General features: G+C 63.1%; 19 protein-coding genes and 1 other RNA gene. 9 read left to right on the top strand and 11 right to left on the bottom strand.

The window, feature by feature from the left end:
- Positions 1-46: 46 nt before the first annotated feature.
- The 6 genes from I554_RS0121215 to I554_RS0121190 all read right to left on the bottom strand — a co-directional run bounded on the left by I554_RS0121215 (position 47) and on the right by I554_RS0121190 (position 5149).
- Positions 47-931, bottom strand: coding sequence for a LysR family transcriptional regulator (locus I554_RS0121215; RefSeq protein WP_024574447.1), 885 nt, complete (start codon positions 929-931; stop codon positions 47-49).
- An 8-nt stretch (positions 932-939) separates the two neighbouring features.
- A complete protein-coding gene (locus I554_RS0121210; protein WP_051358649.1) occupies positions 940-1980 on the bottom strand; it encodes a YeiH family protein in 1041 nt (346 codons plus the stop codon).
- 152 nt (positions 1981-2132) lie between these two features.
- Positions 2133-2642, bottom strand: coding sequence for an Lrp/AsnC family transcriptional regulator (locus I554_RS0121205; protein WP_024574445.1), 510 nt, complete (start codon positions 2640-2642; stop codon positions 2133-2135).
- A 92-nt stretch (positions 2643-2734) separates the two neighbouring features.
- Complete coding sequence (locus I554_RS0121200; protein WP_024574444.1) at positions 2735-3685, bottom strand: sugar kinase; 951 nt, start codon at positions 3683-3685, stop codon at positions 2735-2737.
- An 82-nt stretch (positions 3686-3767) separates the two neighbouring features.
- Positions 3768-4709: an NAD(+) diphosphatase gene (nudC, locus tag I554_RS0121195; protein ID WP_024574443.1), complete on the bottom strand. Its 942-nt coding sequence runs from the start codon at positions 4707-4709 to the stop codon at positions 3768-3770.
- 20 nt (positions 4710-4729) lie between these two features.
- The gene (locus I554_RS0121190; protein WP_024574442.1) at positions 4730-5149 is read right to left on the bottom strand and encodes an HIT family protein; all 420 of its coding nucleotides are present in this window, start codon (positions 5147-5149) and stop codon (positions 4730-4732) included.
- Between the two features lie 237 nt (positions 5150-5386).
- On the opposite strand from I554_RS0121190, the gene ffs reads away from it, so the two are divergent.
- From ffs to I554_RS0121165, 6 genes are all read left to right on the top strand, one after another.
- Positions 5387-5483: signal recognition particle sRNA small type (ffs, locus tag I554_RS26545), an RNA gene on the top strand.
- An 88-nt stretch (positions 5484-5571) separates the two neighbouring features.
- A complete protein-coding gene (locus I554_RS0121185) occupies positions 5572-7437 on the top strand; it encodes a DNA polymerase III subunit gamma/tau (RefSeq protein WP_024574441.1) in 1866 nt (621 codons plus the stop codon).
- Between the two features lie 74 nt (positions 7438-7511).
- Complete coding sequence (locus I554_RS0121180; RefSeq protein WP_006022334.1) at positions 7512-7832, top strand: YbaB/EbfC family nucleoid-associated protein; 321 nt, start codon at positions 7512-7514, stop codon at positions 7830-7832.
- 36 nt (positions 7833-7868) lie between these two features.
- The gene (recR, locus tag I554_RS0121175) at positions 7869-8474 is read left to right on the top strand and encodes a recombination mediator RecR (RefSeq protein ID WP_024574440.1); all 606 of its coding nucleotides are present in this window, start codon (positions 7869-7871) and stop codon (positions 8472-8474) included.
- Between the two features lie 17 nt (positions 8475-8491).
- Complete coding sequence (locus I554_RS0121170) at positions 8492-8914, top strand: hypothetical protein (protein ID WP_024574439.1); 423 nt, start codon at positions 8492-8494, stop codon at positions 8912-8914.
- Positions 8915-8981: 67 nt separating this feature from the next.
- Entirely contained in the window at positions 8982-9551 is a 570-nt protein-coding gene (locus I554_RS0121165; protein ID WP_024574438.1) for a GDSL-type esterase/lipase family protein, read from the top strand.
- A 3-nt stretch (positions 9552-9554) separates the two neighbouring features.
- On the opposite strand, the gene I554_RS0121160 is transcribed toward I554_RS0121165, so the two are convergent.
- Both I554_RS0121160 and rmuC read right to left on the bottom strand, forming a co-directional pair.
- Positions 9555-10922, bottom strand: a complete 1368-nt coding sequence (locus I554_RS0121160) for an MFS transporter (protein WP_024574437.1) — start codon at positions 10920-10922, stop codon at positions 9555-9557.
- Positions 10923-11098: 176 nt separating this feature from the next.
- The gene (gene rmuC, locus I554_RS0121155; RefSeq protein ID WP_024574436.1) at positions 11099-12307 is read right to left on the bottom strand and encodes a DNA recombination protein RmuC; all 1209 of its coding nucleotides are present in this window, start codon (positions 12305-12307) and stop codon (positions 11099-11101) included.
- A gap of 171 nt (positions 12308-12478) precedes the next feature.
- On the opposite strand from rmuC, the gene def reads away from it, so the two are divergent.
- From def to truA, 3 genes are read left to right on the top strand one after another with little or no spacing between them, the layout of a single operon-like run.
- The gene (gene def, locus I554_RS0121150; protein ID WP_024574435.1) at positions 12479-12994 is read left to right on the top strand and encodes a peptide deformylase; all 516 of its coding nucleotides are present in this window, start codon (positions 12479-12481) and stop codon (positions 12992-12994) included.
- 13 nt (positions 12995-13007) lie between these two features.
- Positions 13008-13940 carry a methionyl-tRNA formyltransferase gene (gene fmt, locus I554_RS0121145; protein ID WP_024574434.1) on the top strand — a complete coding sequence of 311 codons (933 nt, stop codon included), beginning with the start codon at positions 13008-13010 and terminating at the stop codon, positions 13938-13940.
- A complete protein-coding gene (truA, locus tag I554_RS0121140; protein WP_024574433.1) occupies positions 13940-14677 on the top strand; it encodes a tRNA pseudouridine(38-40) synthase TruA in 738 nt (245 codons plus the stop codon). The genes fmt and truA overlap by 1 nt, the downstream gene beginning before the upstream one ends.
- 110 nt (positions 14678-14787) lie before the next feature.
- On the opposite strand, the gene I554_RS0121135 is transcribed toward truA, so the two are convergent.
- From I554_RS0121135 to I554_RS0121125, 3 genes are read right to left on the bottom strand one after another with little or no spacing between them, the layout of a single operon-like run.
- The gene (locus I554_RS0121135) at positions 14788-15363 is read right to left on the bottom strand and encodes a 5'-methylthioadenosine nucleosidase (RefSeq protein WP_034462365.1); all 576 of its coding nucleotides are present in this window, start codon (positions 15361-15363) and stop codon (positions 14788-14790) included.
- Positions 15360-16517, bottom strand: a complete 1158-nt coding sequence (gene dapE, locus I554_RS0121130; protein ID WP_024574431.1) for a succinyl-diaminopimelate desuccinylase — start codon at positions 16515-16517, stop codon at positions 15360-15362. Before dapE ends, I554_RS0121135 begins: the two co-directional genes overlap by 4 nt.
- Positions 16517-16963, bottom strand: coding sequence for a DUF805 domain-containing protein (locus I554_RS0121125; RefSeq protein ID WP_024574430.1), 447 nt, complete (start codon positions 16961-16963; stop codon positions 16517-16519). The genes dapE and I554_RS0121125 overlap by 1 nt, the downstream gene beginning before the upstream one ends.
- Positions 16964-17005: the final 42 nt, after the last annotated feature.

The following is a 17005-nucleotide window of genomic DNA, read 5'->3' as shown; positions in this document are numbered from 1 at the left end:
CGCACGTCAGGCGCTGGTCACGATCGGAGCGATCGTGACCAGTGTTCTATCGGATGACTTCGATCAGCTTCGCAAATTCCTTCTCTGCCTGTGTCGTGTGACGCTCCTTGTGGCGCAGCAGGAAGAAGCTACGGGATGGCAGCGGAACCTTGAGCGCGACGAGCGCTCCCGACGTCAGGGTGTTCGTTGCCACCAGTTTCGACAGGATCGTTGCTCCTGCGCCGGCGATCACGGCGCCGCGAACGGATTCGTTGGACGGAAATTCCAGGACGATGTTGATATCACGGGCCGCGAGACCGAGGCTCGCCAGCGCGGTTTCGAATATCTTGCGGGTGCCGGAGCCTTGCTCGCGTGCGACCCAGCGTGTGGCCTTCAGCTCGGCGAGCTTCGGCGCGCGCTTCCCCGCCCAGGGATGCGATGCGCCAACCACCAGCACCAGTTTGTCTTCGCCGACGGCGCGAACCGATAGTGCGGGATCGTCGATTGCGCCTTCGACAAATCCGAGATCCGCGCGGCCGTCCTGCACCCACGAGGTCACCTGATCGGTATTGCCGATCTTCAGATCCAGCGTGATGCCGGGATAAAGGGAATGATAGCGGTGGATCACCTGCGGCAGCCAGTAATTGCCGACGGTCTGGCTGGCGGCGAGCGACAGCGACCCACGCTTCAGTCCGGCAAGATCCGCCAGCATCGCCTCGGCGGCGGCGGTGCGCGCCAGCACGGCGCGCGCTTCGGTCACGAACAGCCGGCCGGCGGTGGTCAGCCTGATGTTGCGACCGACCCGGTCGAACAGCCGCACGGCGTGCCGTTCCTCGAGCGCGGCGATGGCCGCGCTGGTGGCCGACTGCGTCAGGTGGAGCGCTTCGGCGGCGCGCGTCATATGTTCCTGTTCAGCGACCGCGACAAAAATCCGGAGCTGCTCCAGCGTCATGCGATGTCCTATGTGGTGATCTTCACGAGCATCAGGCTGAATGCTGCAATGAAGAGGAAGGCTGCGGCGCCGAGTACCAGTGGCCGCAATCCCTTGGCGCGCAGTTTGCCGATGTCGGTTTCGAGTCCCATCGCGGCCAGTGCCATCGACAGCAGGACGGTCGTTGCGGTGACGATAATGCTTTTTGCCTCCGGCGGGATCGTAACAATGCTGTTGAGCCCGACCAGCCCGGCGAAGCCCAGCACGAACCACGGCATCGGCGCGCGGCCGCCCGCGCTCGTTACACCCGCCTTGCGGTTGGAGCGGTTTGCCATCAGCCCGAGGGCGATGACCATCGGCGCCAGCATCGCGACGCGGGAGAGCTTGGCGATGGTGCCGAACTCACCGGCCTGCCGGCCGTCCTGATATGCGGCGGCGACAACCTGCGCGATCTCGTGGATCGATGCGCCGCTCCACAGGCCGTAGGCGCGTGCATCGAGATGCAGCAGTGCCGGCAGCAGCGGATAGACAAACATCGCGATCGAGCCGAACACCGTGACGCAGGCCACCGCATAGGCGACATCCTCGTCACGGGCGTTGGTCACGGTGTTGGTGGCGATCACGGCGGAAGCGCCGCAGATCGATGTGCCCGCTGCGATCAGTTCGGTGAGCTTCTTCTCCACACCCAGCAGCCGCCCGGCCCAGGTTGTGAAGACGAATGTCGCGACCAGCGTCAGTGCGATCACGGCGATACCCGCCGGGCCGACGTCCGCGATCTGCGCCGCGGTGAGTTGCAATCCAAGCAGGATGATGGCGAAGCGTAGAACCTTGCGGAGAGCAAAGGTCACGCCAGCCTTGGCGCGCAACGGTGTGCCGATGGCATTGTGAAAGACCATGCCCAGAACGATGGCGAGAATCAGCGGGCTGAATGTGCTGACGTCGGGGAGTTCGCGCAGGCCGAAGGCCGCCGCCGTGATGAGCGCGGTCAGCAGCAGGCCCGGCATGATCTCCGATGCAACCGGCACACGCTGATGATGGCTTTCCGTGTCGGCAAGTGTTTGAGCAGTCATGGCCGAACTCCTTGTTCCGGCCGAAAAATCGCAAATCGCTATCGATCAATCCAACTGATTATATCGGTAAATTCAATCGAGAAAATAGATTGTTCGGGACGCAGAAAGCCCGCCGGCGTTTCCGCAGGCGGGCTTTGTGAAATCCGTGCGGCTCAGGCGCCGGAGAGCGCCGGGACCGGCAGCGCCGTCACCGACTTGATCTTTTCCATCGCAAAGCGTGACGTGACGTTCTTCAGCGCCACCGCGCTGATGAGCTTCTTGTAGAAGATGTCGTAGCTCTGCATGTCGGCGACGACCACGCGCAGCATGTAATCGACATCACCGGCCATCCGGTAGAATTCCATCACCTCGGGCATGGCGCTGACGGCGTCGGCGAATTTCTTCAGCCAGGCGTCGGAGTGATCGCCGCTTTCCACCGAAACGAACACCGAAATCCCGAGGCCGATCTTGTTTTGATCGACCAGCGCGACGCGGCGCAGGATGATGCCTTCGGCCTCCATGCGCTGGATGCGCTTCCAGCACGGCGTCGACGACAGGCCGACCCGGTCGCCGATTTCGGCCACCGAAAGGGAAGCATCGTCCTGGAGTACGGTCAGAATCTTGCGATCTATCGCGTCAAGGCGGCGCGGAGCATCGATAATTGCTACAGCAGCGTCAGACATTAGAAGAACTTTCTTCCATAATTGAGGGTTGCATACCTCATATATAGAAAATCATTCTCTGACAAGCCCAGATTTCCGGCTTTAGAGGGCCTCTATGCTGGGAGAGCGACCGTGCTGGAGGCCAAAAGGGTGTCGACCTCGGCGCGCTCCGGGGAGCCGAAGGCGCCTCCGAAGCGGGTGCATTTCAGCGCGGCCGTCGCCGAGGCGAATCGCATCGCCTGCTCGAGCGGTTGTCCTTCCGCCACGGCCAGCGTGAACGCGCCATGGAAGGCGTCGCCCGCACCCAGCGTATCGACGGTATGGACCGGGAAGGCCGGCATGTGTTTCGGCTCGCCCTGCCGATCGAGCCAGATCACGCCCCTGGCGCCCGATGTGACGCCGAGCAATGCGGGGGTCACCTGGGCGAGCTTGCGCAGCGCGGTCACATCATCGCTCTCGCCTGCGGTGGCGTGCAGCGCCTCCGCGGAAAAGACGATATGCGAGGCGACTTGCAACAATCCTTCGCGCATCGACATCATCCGGTCGCCGTCGATGACGACGGGAATGCCGCGGCGGTGCGCCTCTGTGCACACATCGGTGCCGAATTCCGCGCAGCGGCTTTCGATCAGAATGGCATCGCAGTCGGCGAGCAGCGTGTCCGATGGCGGCAGCGCCACGGTCCACAGTTTGGGATCGCGGAAGGTGGCGATGGTGCGCTCACCGCTCGGATCGATCAGCACGCTGGAGATCGGTGTGACCACGTCATCGACGACCACGAGGCCGCTGGTGTCGATACCCTCACTTCTGAATTGATCATCGATGATGGCATTGCTCGCCGCCAGCAAACCGCCGATCGGGCCTGTCAGCAGGACACGTCCACCGAGCCGTGAAATCGAAATGGCGGCGTTTGGCGAATTACCGCCAGCGACCTCGACGAACTCGCTGGCATATTCCTTCTGGCCGCGCGCGGGCACTTCCGGCACGCGGAAAATCAGATCGCGCACCGGCATGCCGATGCAAACAATGCGTGGTGATGTCTTGCGTGATTGATTGTGGATGTTCACTGACACTGCGCCTCGCCTAAAATGGCTGTGACCAAGACAATCGATGACACGCGGTGCGGTTCCTTGCTCGGAACCGCAATAACTAGGCTGTTTCCGCGAGCCAGTTCGCCAGAAGGTGGTGCGCGATTGCGACCGGATGAGGGCCCGTCAGGCCCTCGGGGTGAGTCCTGGCGAGCATCGCCACGGCCTCGTCACGGCTGAACCATCGTGCATCTTCGAGTTCGGTCTTGTCGACCACGATGTCGGTGGTGGTGGCGCGCGCGGTGCAGCCGATCATCAGCGACGATGGATAGGGCCACGGCTGCGTCATGTAATAGCGCACGTCGGTGCAGTGGATGCCGGCCTCTTCGAGAATCTCGCGCTGCACGGCGTTCTCGATGGTCTCGGCGGCTTCGACGAATCCGGCGAGGCATGACCACATGGTCGGCGGAAACTGCGACTGACGGCCCATCAGGCATTTGTCGCCCGCCGTCACGAGCATGATGACGACCGGATCGGTGCGCGGAAAGTGTTCGGTCTTGCAGCTTGGGCAAATGCGCTTCCAGCCGCCATCCGCCATCGATGAGCGCGAACCGCAGTTGGCGCAGAAGCCGTGGCGCTGGTGCCAGCTCACCAGCGACTTCGCCATCGCGATGGTGGAGAGTTCGCGCGCCGGTATGGCGCCGCTTGCGGCAACCGCCCGCAGATTTTCCACGCCGACGTCCTGCCGGCCCATCAGGTTTTCGGCGGCGGTGGCGCTGATGCCCATGCCGAATATCGCCGCGCCTTCATGCAGCCCGAGAAAGATGGTGCCGGGATTGGCGCCGAACTTGTGCGCTTCCTCCAGCGTCAGCAGTGCGCGGGGACCATCGGCACCCAGGGTGACCACCAGCGAATCGCGATGAACCACATAGGCCCGCGCGTTGCGGTGGGTTTCCAGCGCGAACAGTTTCTCCGCGTCGGTGCGGATATGAGCGGCGCGGTCGATCGGATGCGACACGAAGCCGGGCTGTCCGAGCGGAAAGGGATTCTCTTTTGTTGTCATTGATTTCGGCTCTTTGAAAATCAGCTCAGCCAGATCTTGCGGCGAAGCGCTGCGATGAAGGTATCGACTTCCTGCGGATCGTGGGCCAGGGGCGGCACCACGCCCCAGACCGGCCGCGGCCATGCGGCATCGGAGGTCCGGCGTGCAATGATATGAACATGCAGCTGCGGAACGACGTTGCCCAGCGCCGCGATGTTCAGCTTGTCGGGCTTGGTGACCTCTTTCAGCGCCCGCGCCACGCGGTTGATCTCGGTCATGAGTTGCGCCTGTTCGATCTCGCTGAGGTCGATGATCTCGACTGTGTCCGGGCGGCGCGGCACCAGCAGCAGCCACGGATAATTCGCATCCTTGATGACAAGCACACGTGACAGCGGCAGATCGCCGATGTTGATGGTGTCTTTTTCAAGGGTGGAGTTGAGCGACCAGGCGGAGGCGGACATATGGTTTCTGAACGTCGGATGCGGAACACGAGCGGTTCCGGCAATTTTGCAGAGTGCAGTGCTGCAAACAACACCTGTCATGCCCGGCTTTGCGCGGGGTTCCATGCCTTTGTCATGCCGGGGCGGGACCCGTGGCCGCGGGGCCGGAAGGCGGGCCATTTTGCAAGCTGAAACAACGTGGTGCGAAGGCTTCCCGCGCGCTTGCTTTCCGGCGCTTTTGGCCCCAAATAGGGACCGGGAGATTGGCGGTGGACGAGCCACTCGCCAACCGGGTCAGGTCCGGAAGGAAGCAGCCCTAACGAGGTCCGGATCGGGTCGCTCGTCAGTCTCCTACTTCTCTTTTTTCGTGCGTCCGCAGCGGCGCAACGCGCGCCTGGTGCCTAGCGTGCTCAATCGCGGATCGATTGATGACCGATGCTGACATGGCTGGTGCTGATATGGCCGGCGCGACTGCGGACGATCAGCCCGGTTTCGAGCTCGGCGGAACGCCAGCCCCCTCGGCAGGTTCGGGGTCAGGCTATCGCGTGCTCGCGCGCAAATACCGTCCCGGCACATTCGAGGATCTGATCGGGCAGGAAGCGATGGTTCGCACCATCTCGAACTCGTTCGAGGCGGGGCGCGTTCCGCAGGCCTGGATTCTCACCGGGGTCCGCGGCGTCGGCAAGACCACGACCGCGCGCATCCTCGCCCGCGCGCTCAATTACGAATTGCCGGATGGCTCGGTGAAAGGTCCGACCATCCACATGCCGAAGATGGGCGTGCATTGCCAGGCGATCATGGAAAGCCGGCATATCGACATTCTCGAAATGGACGCGGCGTCGCACACCGGCATCGATGACGTGCGGCAGATTACCGACGGCGTGCGCTATGCGCCGTCGAGCGCGCGTTACAAGGTCTACATCATCGACGAAGTCCACATGCTCTCGGAGAAGGCGTTCAATGCCTTCCTGAAGACTCTGGAAGAGCCGCCTGAGCACGCCAAGTTCGTGTTCGCCACCACTGAAATCCGCAAGGTGCCGGTGACGGTGCTGTCGCGCTGCCAGCGCTTCGATCTTCGGCGCGTCGATTCGGATGTGCTGATGGCGCATCTGGCGAGCATCGCGGACAAGGAAGGCGTTGCGGCCGAACCCGAGGCGCTGGGTCTGATCGCGCGCGCCGCCGAGGGCTCGGTGCGCGATTCGCTGTCGCTGTTCGATCAGGCGATTGCGCATGCGGCGGGCACGGTGCGCGCCGAGGATGTGCGGCAGATGCTGGGTCTGGCCGACCGCACCCGCGTCATCGATCTGTTCCAGTCGCTGGCAAGCGGCGACATCGCGGCGGCCTTCAAGGAATTCCGCGATCAGTACGATACCGGCGCCGATCCGGTGGTGGTGCTCAGCGATCTTGCGGAATTCGTGAATTTCGTGACGCGGGTGAAAGTCGTTCCGGCAACGGCGGACAATCTGGCGCTCGGCGAAACCGAGCGCACGCGCGGCCGCGATTTCGCCGCCAAACTTTCGATGCGGGTGCTGTCGCGGATGTGGCAGATGCTGCTCAAGGGCATCGCCGAGGTGCAGTCCGCGACGCGTCCTCAGGCGGCCGCCGAAATGGTGCTGGTGCGCATCGCCTATGTGTCCGATCTGCCGACGCCCGACGAGGCGATCAAAATGATCGATGCCGGCGGCGGTTCCTCGCCGATGCCTGCCGGCAATGGTGCCGGTGGCGCTGCACCGCGCGCGCCGTCTGCTGCGCTTTCCTCAAGCGGCGATGACGGCTCGCAACTTCGCGCGGTGGGGTCGAGCACGCGGCCCGCACTCGACACCTCGCCACGTCCGCAGATGAGCGTTCCTGCGCCGGCCTCGGTTGAAGCGGCGCCCGCGCGGCGGCTGAATACGTTCGCCGAGGTTGTCGCTCTGGCCGGCGAAAAACGCGATTTGCAGATCAAGTCCGCGCTGGAATCCGACATGCGGTTGGTGCGGATGGAAGACGGACGGCTCGAGGTCGCGCTCGAGCGCAGCGCCGCGCGTTCGGTGATCAACGATCTGTCGCGCAAACTCGAGTTCTGGACCGGACGGCGCTGGACCGTGATCGTCTCCAACGAGGAAGGTCAGCCGACGCTGCGCGCGCAGGCGCAGGCGGCGAAGGAAAAGCTCACCGACGGCGTGCAGGCCGATCCGCGCGTGCAGGCCGTGATGTCGCGGTTTCCCGGCACGCAACTGGTGGAAGTACGGCGCATCGCGCCGGATACCGGTTCCGGCGCTGATGAGTCCGGACCGGTTGCGGCGGCCGAGGAAGACGACGATCTCTAGGGACATGATCCCGAAAGGTGGAAACCGGTTTTCGGACAAGATGATGTCCGGACATCAACGACAAAGGACCGTTCATGGCTGACTTTCTCGGTATGATGAAACAGGCAGCGCAGCTTCAGTCCAAGATGAAGGCGCTGCAGGATGAACTCGACACCATCGAGGTCGAAGGCCTGTCCGGCGGCGGACTCGTCAACGTGCGCATGACCGCCAAGGGCGAAGTAAAGGCCGTGAAGATCGATCCGTCGCTGATGAAGGCTGACGAGCGGGAGATTCTCGAAGACCTGCTGGTGACCGCGCAGAATGATGCGCGCCGCAAGGCCGAAGCCGCCATGCAGGAGAAAATGCAGGCGCTGACCGGCGGCCTTGGCCTGCCGCCGGGGCTGGGTCTCGGCTAGAGCCGCGATGCGCCTTCTCAACGTGAAAATGCTCTGATGGTCTCCTCGGTCGCAGGTCCGGAAATCGAACGGCTGATCCAGTTGCTGGCGCGGCTGCCGGGGCTCGGCCCGCGCTCGGCGCGGCGCGCGGCGCTGCATCTGATCAAGAAGCGCGAAGCCCTGATGACGCCGCTGTCGGCGGCATTGCAGGTGGCGATTGACAAGATTCAGGTCTGCAACACCTGCGGGAATATCGACACGCAAAATCCCTGCACGGTCTGCACCGACATGCGGCGCGATCCCTCGATTATCGTTGTGGTGGCGGATGTTGCGGATTTGTGGGCGCTCGAACGCGCTCATGCCACAAATGGATTCTACCACGTGCTCGGCGCCACACTGTCGCCCCTCGACGGCGTCGGCCCGCAGGATCTGACCATCGATGCACTGGTGCAGCGCGCGCTCGATCCGCGCGTCACGGAAATCATCCTCGCGCTGAATGCAACCGTCGATGGCCAGACCACGGCGCACTACATCACCGACCTGTTGCAGGAGGCCAACGTCAAGGTCACGCGGCTGGCGCACGGCGTGCCGGTCGGCGGGGAACTTGATTATCTCGACGAAGGAACCCTGTCGGCCGCCATGCGGCAGCGGACACTGTTCTGAAACCCAATGGAAACCGCATGATCTCTCGTCTGTTCGCGAATACTTCAATTATTTTTACCGCTGGCTGCCTGATTGCGTGTTTCGCAGTTCTCACATCGTCCGGCGCGATGGCGCAGCAGAAAGCCAAGCCGATCAACACCGGTGAGGTCCTGTCCGGCGAACTGACCGCGATGCGTTCGGGACCGAAGAAGAAGCGCGTCATCACGTACCAGCTCACCAGCGAGCCGCGCCGGCTGCCGCCGCCGTCGGGCATGTGCAATCTGGAAACCGGTCCCGAGACATTTCAGATCGTGACCAACAGCGATGCGGAAGCCGCGGCGCTCAAGCCCTTTATCGGTAAAAGCATTGCGCTCAAGGCCAACGAGATTGCCTGTGCGCAGGCCGCCGGCCAGTTGAGCGACGCCGTCGTCACCAAGTGGAGCGTCGTGACCAAGCATTGACGCGCTTGACGGTGTTTGGACACCAGCCCTAGTCTGCTGATTTTAGACATCAGTTTTAGGGCGGGTCATGTCATTGCAGCGAAACCTGTTTGCTTCCTTTTTTCTTGCTGTCTTCTTTCTCGCGGCGCCTGCTGTTGTGCAGTCCGCCTGCGCGCAGGTGCTGGTCGCAGTGATCGGCGACAGCAACGTCTACGGCAAGGGCATCTCTCCCTCCGAGAACTATCCGAGCCAGCTTCAGGCCGCGCTCAATGCGCGAGGTCTGAACGTGAGCGTCAGCAATGGCGGCATCAACGGCAACACCAGTTCGGGCCTTGCGGGACGACTGGATTCAGCGGTGCCGTCCGGCACGCGCGTTGTGGTGATCTGGATCGGCATCAACGATATCAAGCGCGGCGTCAGCATGGCGGAAGTTCAGGCCAACGTCGCCGGTATCGTCAGCCGCCTGCGGGCGAAGGGGATCGACACCTATGTGATCCGGCCGCCGGTTTACAACGTGGCGGATCATCAGAACCCGGCGCTCGTCGTTGGCGGAGGTGACCTGCATTTCAACGCGGCGGGTTACAGAAGGATGGTCGGCAAGACCATCGGGCCGGTTGCGGCGCTGGTCTCAAAGGCCGCGAAGAAGAAGGCCGCCTGAGCATTACGCCGCGATGGCTTCGCGCCGTGCCAGCGTCTTGAAGTGCCCGCGCCGCTGTAGCCACGCCAGCAGGATCAAGCTCGGCACCGCGACCAGCACGCTGAGCACGAAGAACGCCGGCCAGCCGGTGGCCTGCGCGACATAGCCCGCGCCCGCGGAGAGATAGGTTCTGCCGATGGCGGCGAAGGCGGTGAGCAGCGCGTACTGGGTCGCGGTGTGCAGCGGGCTCTGGCACAGCGATGACAGATAGGCGACGAAGATCACTGTGCCGATGGCGCCGGTAAAGTTCTCGACCGTGATCGCCAGCGCCAGCGCCCATTGATTGTGTCCGACAAAGGCCAGCCAGGCGAAGGCGAGATTCGAAATCGCCTGCAGCACGCCTCCGATCCACAGACACGCTTCCAGCGACCATGCGCGCGCGAGAAAGCCTCCGGCAAAGCCGCCGACCAGTGTCGCGGCAAGCCCGACGCCCTTGACGATGGCGGCATAATCGTTGCGCGTGAATCCAAGATCGATCACGAACGGCGCGGTCATGGTGCCGGAAAATGAATCCGTGAACTTGTAGAGGATCACGAAGGCGAGCACCGCCCAGACGTCCTTGCGGGTCAGGAATTCGGTGAATGCGCCGACGGCGGCGCCGACGACGCGGGAGATCGCGTTCTCACCGGAGGTTGCTGCTTCGGCGCGGCGCGACTGTTCGGGTTCGGTGGCGACAAGCGCCGCGATCATCCCGATCAGCACCATCGCGGCCATTGCGATGTAGCCCCACATCCACGCGATCGGCTTGGTCAGGCCGGTGCCTTCGAATGCGCTGACCAGAAACAGCGCGCCGGCAGTGGAGATCAGCATGCCGACGCGGTAGGCGGCCACGTACGAAGCCATGCCGGCGGCCTGCTCGCTCTCCGGCAGGCTTTCGACGCGAAAGGCATCGACCACGATATCCTGCGTTGCCGACGCGGCCGCGACCAGCAGCGCACCGAGCGCAACATAGAATGGCGAGCGCGCCGGATCGGTCACCGCCAGCAGCAGGATCGCTCCGATCAAAAGCAGTTGCGCGAACACCAGCCAGCCGCGCCGCCGCCCGAGCAGGCGTGTCAGCAGCGGCACATGCAGCGCGTCAACCAGTGGCGCCCAGAGGAATTTCAGGGTGTAGGGCGTGCCGACCAGAGCGAACAGGCCGATGGTGCCGAGATCGACGCCGGATTCCCGCATCCACACCAGAAGCGTCGAGCCGGACAGCGCCAGCGGCAGTCCCGACGAGAAGCCGAGGAACAGCACGATCAGCACGCGCTTTTGCAGATAGACGGCCAGCGCCTCGCGCCACGAGGCGCGGGGAGCTGAGACTGGTTCGGCGCTATCGGGTGCTGTCATGCGATGGTGTTAGCAGATTCTTGGCCGATCACCCCACCCGGCTGACCTGTGGTCAGCCACCTCCCCATCGAGGGGAGGGATAGGAGGTGTGGCGAGCACAAGTCTTTCTTCTCCCTCCCCCTTGTGGGGAGGGTCGGCGCGAAGCGCCGGGGTGGGGTAAGTCCCGATTGCGACGATTATTCGCCCGCCTGCAATTTGCGGAGCGGGTGGGCCGGGAACAGATCGCTGCCGCCGGTCACCATGCGCGCGTCGGCGGGCTCGCTGCTCTTGCTAAAATCCAGTTCCTCGATACGGCCGGCGCGCTTCTCGATCTTCTCCGCCGAAATCAGGATCTGGCGAACGTCTTCGTTGACGTTGCCGAAGTCCTTTTGCAGCTTCAGCACGCGGTCGCGCAGACGGCCGAGATCGTCCGACATGTGCATGACCTCGGTGCGGATCTGGTCGGCGGCGTCGCGCATCCGCGCGTCCTTCAGGATCTGCTGCATCACCTGGATCGCCAGCATCAGCAGCGACGGCGACACCAGTACCACCCGCGCGCGGTAGGCTTTCTGGATCACGTCGTCGAAGCCATCGTGAATTTCCGCGTAAACCGATTCCGACGGCACGAACATCAGCGCCGTGTCCTGCGTCTCGCCGGGAATGAGATACTTCTCGGCGATGTCGTTGACGTGCTTCATCACGTCCTGCCGCAGCCGCTGGGTGGCGTATTTCTTCTCCTCGTCGCTGCGCGCATCGCGCAAGGCGGTGACGGATTCCAGCGGAAATTTCGCATCGACGCACAGCGGCCGCTGGTCCGGCAGGAAGATCACGCAGTCCGGGCGGGTCCGGTTCGAGAGCGTGTGCTGAAAGGCATAGGAGTCTTTCGGCATGCCGTCCTGCACGATGGCTTCCATCCGCGCCTGGCCGAATGCGCCGCGCGACTGCTTGTTGGCGAGCACGTCACGCAGCGTCGTTACCTGCGAGGTGAGGTCGGTAAGATTCTTATGCGCGTTGTCGATGATGCCGAGGCGCTCGTGCAGCACGCGCAAGCTATCCATCGTGTTGCGCGTGGTCTGTTCCATGGACTGGCCGACGCGATGCGTCACCGAATCCAGCCGCTCGTTGACGGCGCGGGCCATCTCCGCCTGACGTCCCACCAGCGCTTGCCCCATTTCATGAACCCGGCCGGTGGATTCGCTCTGCATGCGCAGGACTTCTGCGAGCCGCTCTTCAAGCTCGTCGGCGCGCACCGCCTGCGCCATGGCCGCCTCAGCACCCTTGCGGCCGGAGCGCGCGATGACGATGGCGATGGTCAGCAGCAGCAGCAGCGCAAGCACGCCGAATGCGATGAGGGCATCGCCTACGCGAACCGGCAGATCGCCGGCCATGAAAAGGATCTCGTTCATGCCCCTTTGTAACCCGATTCGGTGCTCGAAGCGAACGAATAGGGAACATTTTATGGTTAATAACGTCTTGTTTTTTATGGTTAATCGCCGGTTAACGGCATTTGCCTCCAGCCAAGCGCCTGAGCCCACAACGGGTTTGACCGCGGCTGGCGCTCCCATTACATCGCGCCCATGGCCAATCGCGACATCATCATCCTTCCCGACAAGCAACTGCGGCTGATCTCCAAGCCGGTTGAAAAGATCACGCCCGAGATCCGGGCGCTGGCCGACGACATGTTCCAGACCATGTATGACGCGCCCGGCATCGGCCTGGCCGCGATCCAGGTCGCCGTGCCGCTGCGCCTGATCACCATGGATCTGTCCAAGAAGGAGGGGGAAAAGGAACCGCGCGTCTTCATCAATCCGGAAATTCTGGCGTCGTCCGACGAGATGTCCGTTTACGAGGAAGGCTGCCTGTCGATCCCCGAATACTATGAGGAGGTCGAGCGGCCGGCGCGGGTGCGGGTGCGCTTCATGGATATCGAAGGCGTGATGCGCGAGGAAGATGCGGAGGGACTTTACGCCACCTGCATCCAGCACGAGATCGATCACCTCAACGGTGTGCTGTTCGTGGACTATCTCTCCAAGCTCAAGCGCGACCGCGTGATGAAGAAGTTCACCAAGGCCGCCAAGCTCGCGGCGAAATAAGCCGGAGCTTTTGATGCCGCTTCGTCTGATCTTCATGGGCACGCCGGATTTCGCGGTGCCGACGCTGCTGGCGCTGGCGGACCACGGCCATGAGATTGCGGCGGTCTATACGCGCGCGCCGAAGCCGGCTGGCCGCGGCATGAAGCTGCAGGCGACACCGGTGGAGCAGGCTGCGCGACAACTCGGCATTCCGGTGCTGACGCCGAAAACGCTGAAGACGCCGGAAGCCGAAGCCGAGTTCCGTTCGCACAATGCCGATGCCGCCGTTGTCGTGGCTTACGGCATGATCCTGCCGCAGAACATTATCGACGCCGTGCCGCTCGGCTGTTTCAACCTGCATGGGTCGTTGCTGCCGCGCTGGCGCGGCGCCGCGCCGATCCAGCGCGCGATCATGACGGGCGATGCGGAGTCCGGCGTCATGGTCATGAAGATGGATGCCGGACTCGACACTGGTGACGTGGCGATGGCGGAGCGCCTGCCGATCACCGACGCCATGACCGCGCAGGATTTGCACGATGCGCTTGCGCCTCTCGGAGCGGATTTGATGGTGCGGGCGATGGGCGGACTATCGCGCGGCGGCCTGCAATTCACGAAGCAGAGCGAAGAGGGCGTCACCTACGCCGCCAAAATCGACAAGGCCGAGGCGCGGATCGACTGGACCAAATCAGCGCGTGAGGTTTTGCGGCATATCCACGGCCTCTCGCCGTTTCCGGGCGCGTGGTTCGAGATCGCCATCGATGGCGAGCCGGTGCGCATCAAGGTGCTGCGCTGTGAATTGGCCAAGGGCTCCGGTGCGCCGGGCGATGTGCTGGACGACAAGCTGACGATTGCCTGCGGCCAGGATGCGATCCGGATTCTCGACTTGCAGCGTGCCGGGAAGCCGCCGATGAAGGCCGATGCGTTTCTCAACGGCACGCCGCTCAAGCCGCCGGCGCGTGTGAGCTGATGCCCCGCTACAAGCTCCTCATCGAATATGACGGCGCTCCCTTCTGGGGGTGGCAGTATCAGGACAAGGGCCCGTCCGTGCAGGGCGCGCTTGAAGATGCCGTGAAGGCGATGACCGGCGACGATGTGCGGGTCAACGGCGCAGGCCGCACCGATGCCGGTGTCCATGCGCTCGGGCAGGTGGCGCATATCGATCTGGCAAAGGACTACAGGGCCGATCGCGTGCGCGATGCGCTGAACGCCCATCTGCGCCCGCATCCGATCGGCGTGCTGTCGGCGGAGATCGTACCGGAAACTTTCGATGCGCGGTTCTCGGCGACCAAGCGGCACTACATCTACCGCATCGTCAATCACCGGGCGAACCTCGCCCTGAAAGCAGGGCACGCGTGGCGCGTGCCGCGGCCGCTCGATGTCGCGGCGATGCAGGAAGCCGCGCAGATGCTAGTCGGCAAGCACGACTTCACCACCTTTCGCGACACCGAATGTCAGGCGAAGTCGCCGGAGAAAACGCTGGACGCACTCGATGTGACGCGTGACGGCGATGACGTGAATATCACGACCTCGGCGCGCTCGTTCCTGCACAGTCAGGTGCGTTCGATGGTCGGCTCGCTGGTCTGGGTCGGCCATGGACGCTGGACGGCACAGGATTTGCGCAATGCGCTCGAGGCGCGCGACCGTACGGCCTGCGGCCCTGTTGCGCCGCCGGACGGACTCTATCTGGTGCGGGTGGAGTATTAGCTCGGTAAATCGTCATTGCGAGGAGCGAAGCGACGAAGCAGTCCACTCTTTGTCTGCACATATGAGAAGATGGATTGCTTCGCTTCGCTCGCAATGACGGTACGAAGCGACTATCGCGCTATATCTTTCATCACATCCCAGAACAGATCTTCGCCACCGGCGACGTTCTCGTTCCAGTGATCCGCGGCGTTCTCATCGGCGGCATCGGTGATGAACTTGAACGCCCGCCACGGTACGTTGTGGCACTGGCAGACATGGGCAATCGCGAACAGTTCCATGTCGACGATGTCGATGTTGTTCTCGACCAGCCACGGATCGACGGAGGTCACGAAGCTGTCGCCGGTGCCGCAGACGACGCTGCCGTGGCCCGAGGACAGCCGGTCCATCTCCGGCGAGAACGGCGTGCGCCCGCGCGGCGCCAGCGGCATCGCGGCCATGTCGCGCTGAACCGTGTGCGCGACTTCCACGAGTCCGTTATGGATATGCGCGATCTTGCCGGCGGTACCGTAATTGACGATCAGCTTCGGCTGCAGCGCCATCACCGCCAGCGTCGCGATGCTCGCTGCGTTGACCTTGCCGACGCCGGTGTAGATCACCTCGACGCCTTCCGGCGCGCGCGCCTTGTTCAGTTCAGTATCGATGGCGGTAAGAACAACGATATGGCCGCTCATGTCCGGGTCATTCATGCGAAATAGCGATCCAGCACGCCGCGATAGATCTTCGTAAGTTTTTCGAGATCGGACACCGGCGTGCGTTCGTCGATCTGGTGCATGGTCTGGCCGACAAGGCCGAATTCCAGCACCGGGCAATAATGCGTGATGAAGCGTGCATCCGAGGTGCCGCCGCCGGTGTTCAGCTCGGGCTTGCGGCCGGTGACGTCTTCGATAGCGGCGACGACGAGATCGGTGAACGGTCCCGGCCTGGTCCGGAACACGTCGGCGTTCGACGGCTCCCAGACCACATGCGCCTTGATGCGGTTGCCGCTGGCTTTGGTCACGCGCTCCTCGATCAGCGCGCGGAGGGATTCGCGGGTATGGCAATCGTTGTAGCGGATGTTGAAGCGCGCCCGCGCCTGCGCCGGGATCACGTTCCAGGCCGGATTGCCGACATCGACCGAGGTGAACTCGAGGTTCGACGGCTGAAAGTGTTCGGTGCCCTTGTCGAGCGGATCGCCGCTCAATGCGGCGATCAGCGCCGCTATGTCCGGCACCGGATTGGACGCGCGGTGCGGATAGGCGACATGCCCCTGCACGCCGTCGACAATGATCGTGCCGGATTGCGAACCGCGCCGTCCGATCTTGATGGTATCGCCCATCTCGTTGACGTTGCTGGGCTCACCCAGCACGCAGTGATCGAACTTTTCGCCGCGCTCCGCCGCCCACTTTAGGAGCTTCACGGTGCCGTTGACGGCGATGTCTTCCTCGTCGCCGGTGATCAGAAACGAAATCGAGCCTTTGGGCTTGCCGCCGTTCGCGGCGAGGTATTCAAGCGTGGCGGCAACCGCGCAGGCGATGCCGCCTTTCATGTCGACCGCGCCGCGGCCATAGAGCATGCCGTCCTTGACGTCCCCGGCGAACGCGCCGTGGGTCCACTTGGATTCATCGCCTGCGGGCACCACGTCGGTGTGGCCCGCGAAGGTGATGTGCGGTGCCTCCGTGCCGATCCGCGCATAGAGATTGTCGATGTCGGCCGCGCCGGGTTCGGAGAAGGTGACGCGATGCACCTCGAACCCGGCATCGCCGAGCAGCTTCTCCAGTACACTGAGCGCGCCCGCGTCTGCCGGCGTCACGGAGGGACAACGCAGCAGATCACGGGCGATGGAAAGGGCGTCGGTCGACATTATATCCTTTTTATGGTGTCAGAATCGGTGAACGGTTCGGCGCCATACTTGTTTGGTCCTCGGGTGCCGCGCAGAAAGCCCAGCTCAACGAGAGCCCAGATACTGATCGCGGAACCGGCGAAATAAAAGAGGAACGCGATGCTATTGGCAATCGAGCTGCCGACGCTGCTTAGTACGCTGGGGCCGAGCAAGAACAAGCCAATCCACCAACCGCTTTTGTTGCGATCATGTAGCCGCTTGATGCCGACTGCGAAACCGGACCACGAGCCGGCGATGACGATGGGAATCGCGATTACCTTGAACAGCACCCGGTGATTGTCCCCCCCGAACCAGAATACGGCGGTCAGGAGAATGATCGCTACAAGAAGGTAGAAGAGGAGGGAAAGCCAATACTCAATCCGGCTGATGCGGCCACTGAAATAGAAAAGCAGTGTTATCAAATCCATGGCCCACATTTATCCGATCAACCGAAAACCGGAAGCAGTCTA

This window comes from Afipia sp. OHSU_II-C1, assembly GCF_000497575.1.
Taxonomy (GTDB): domain Bacteria; phylum Pseudomonadota; class Alphaproteobacteria; order Rhizobiales; family Xanthobacteraceae; genus Afipia.
Note: the sequence above shows the minus strand (reverse complement) of the source record. Positions and strands in the feature narration are given on the sequence as shown.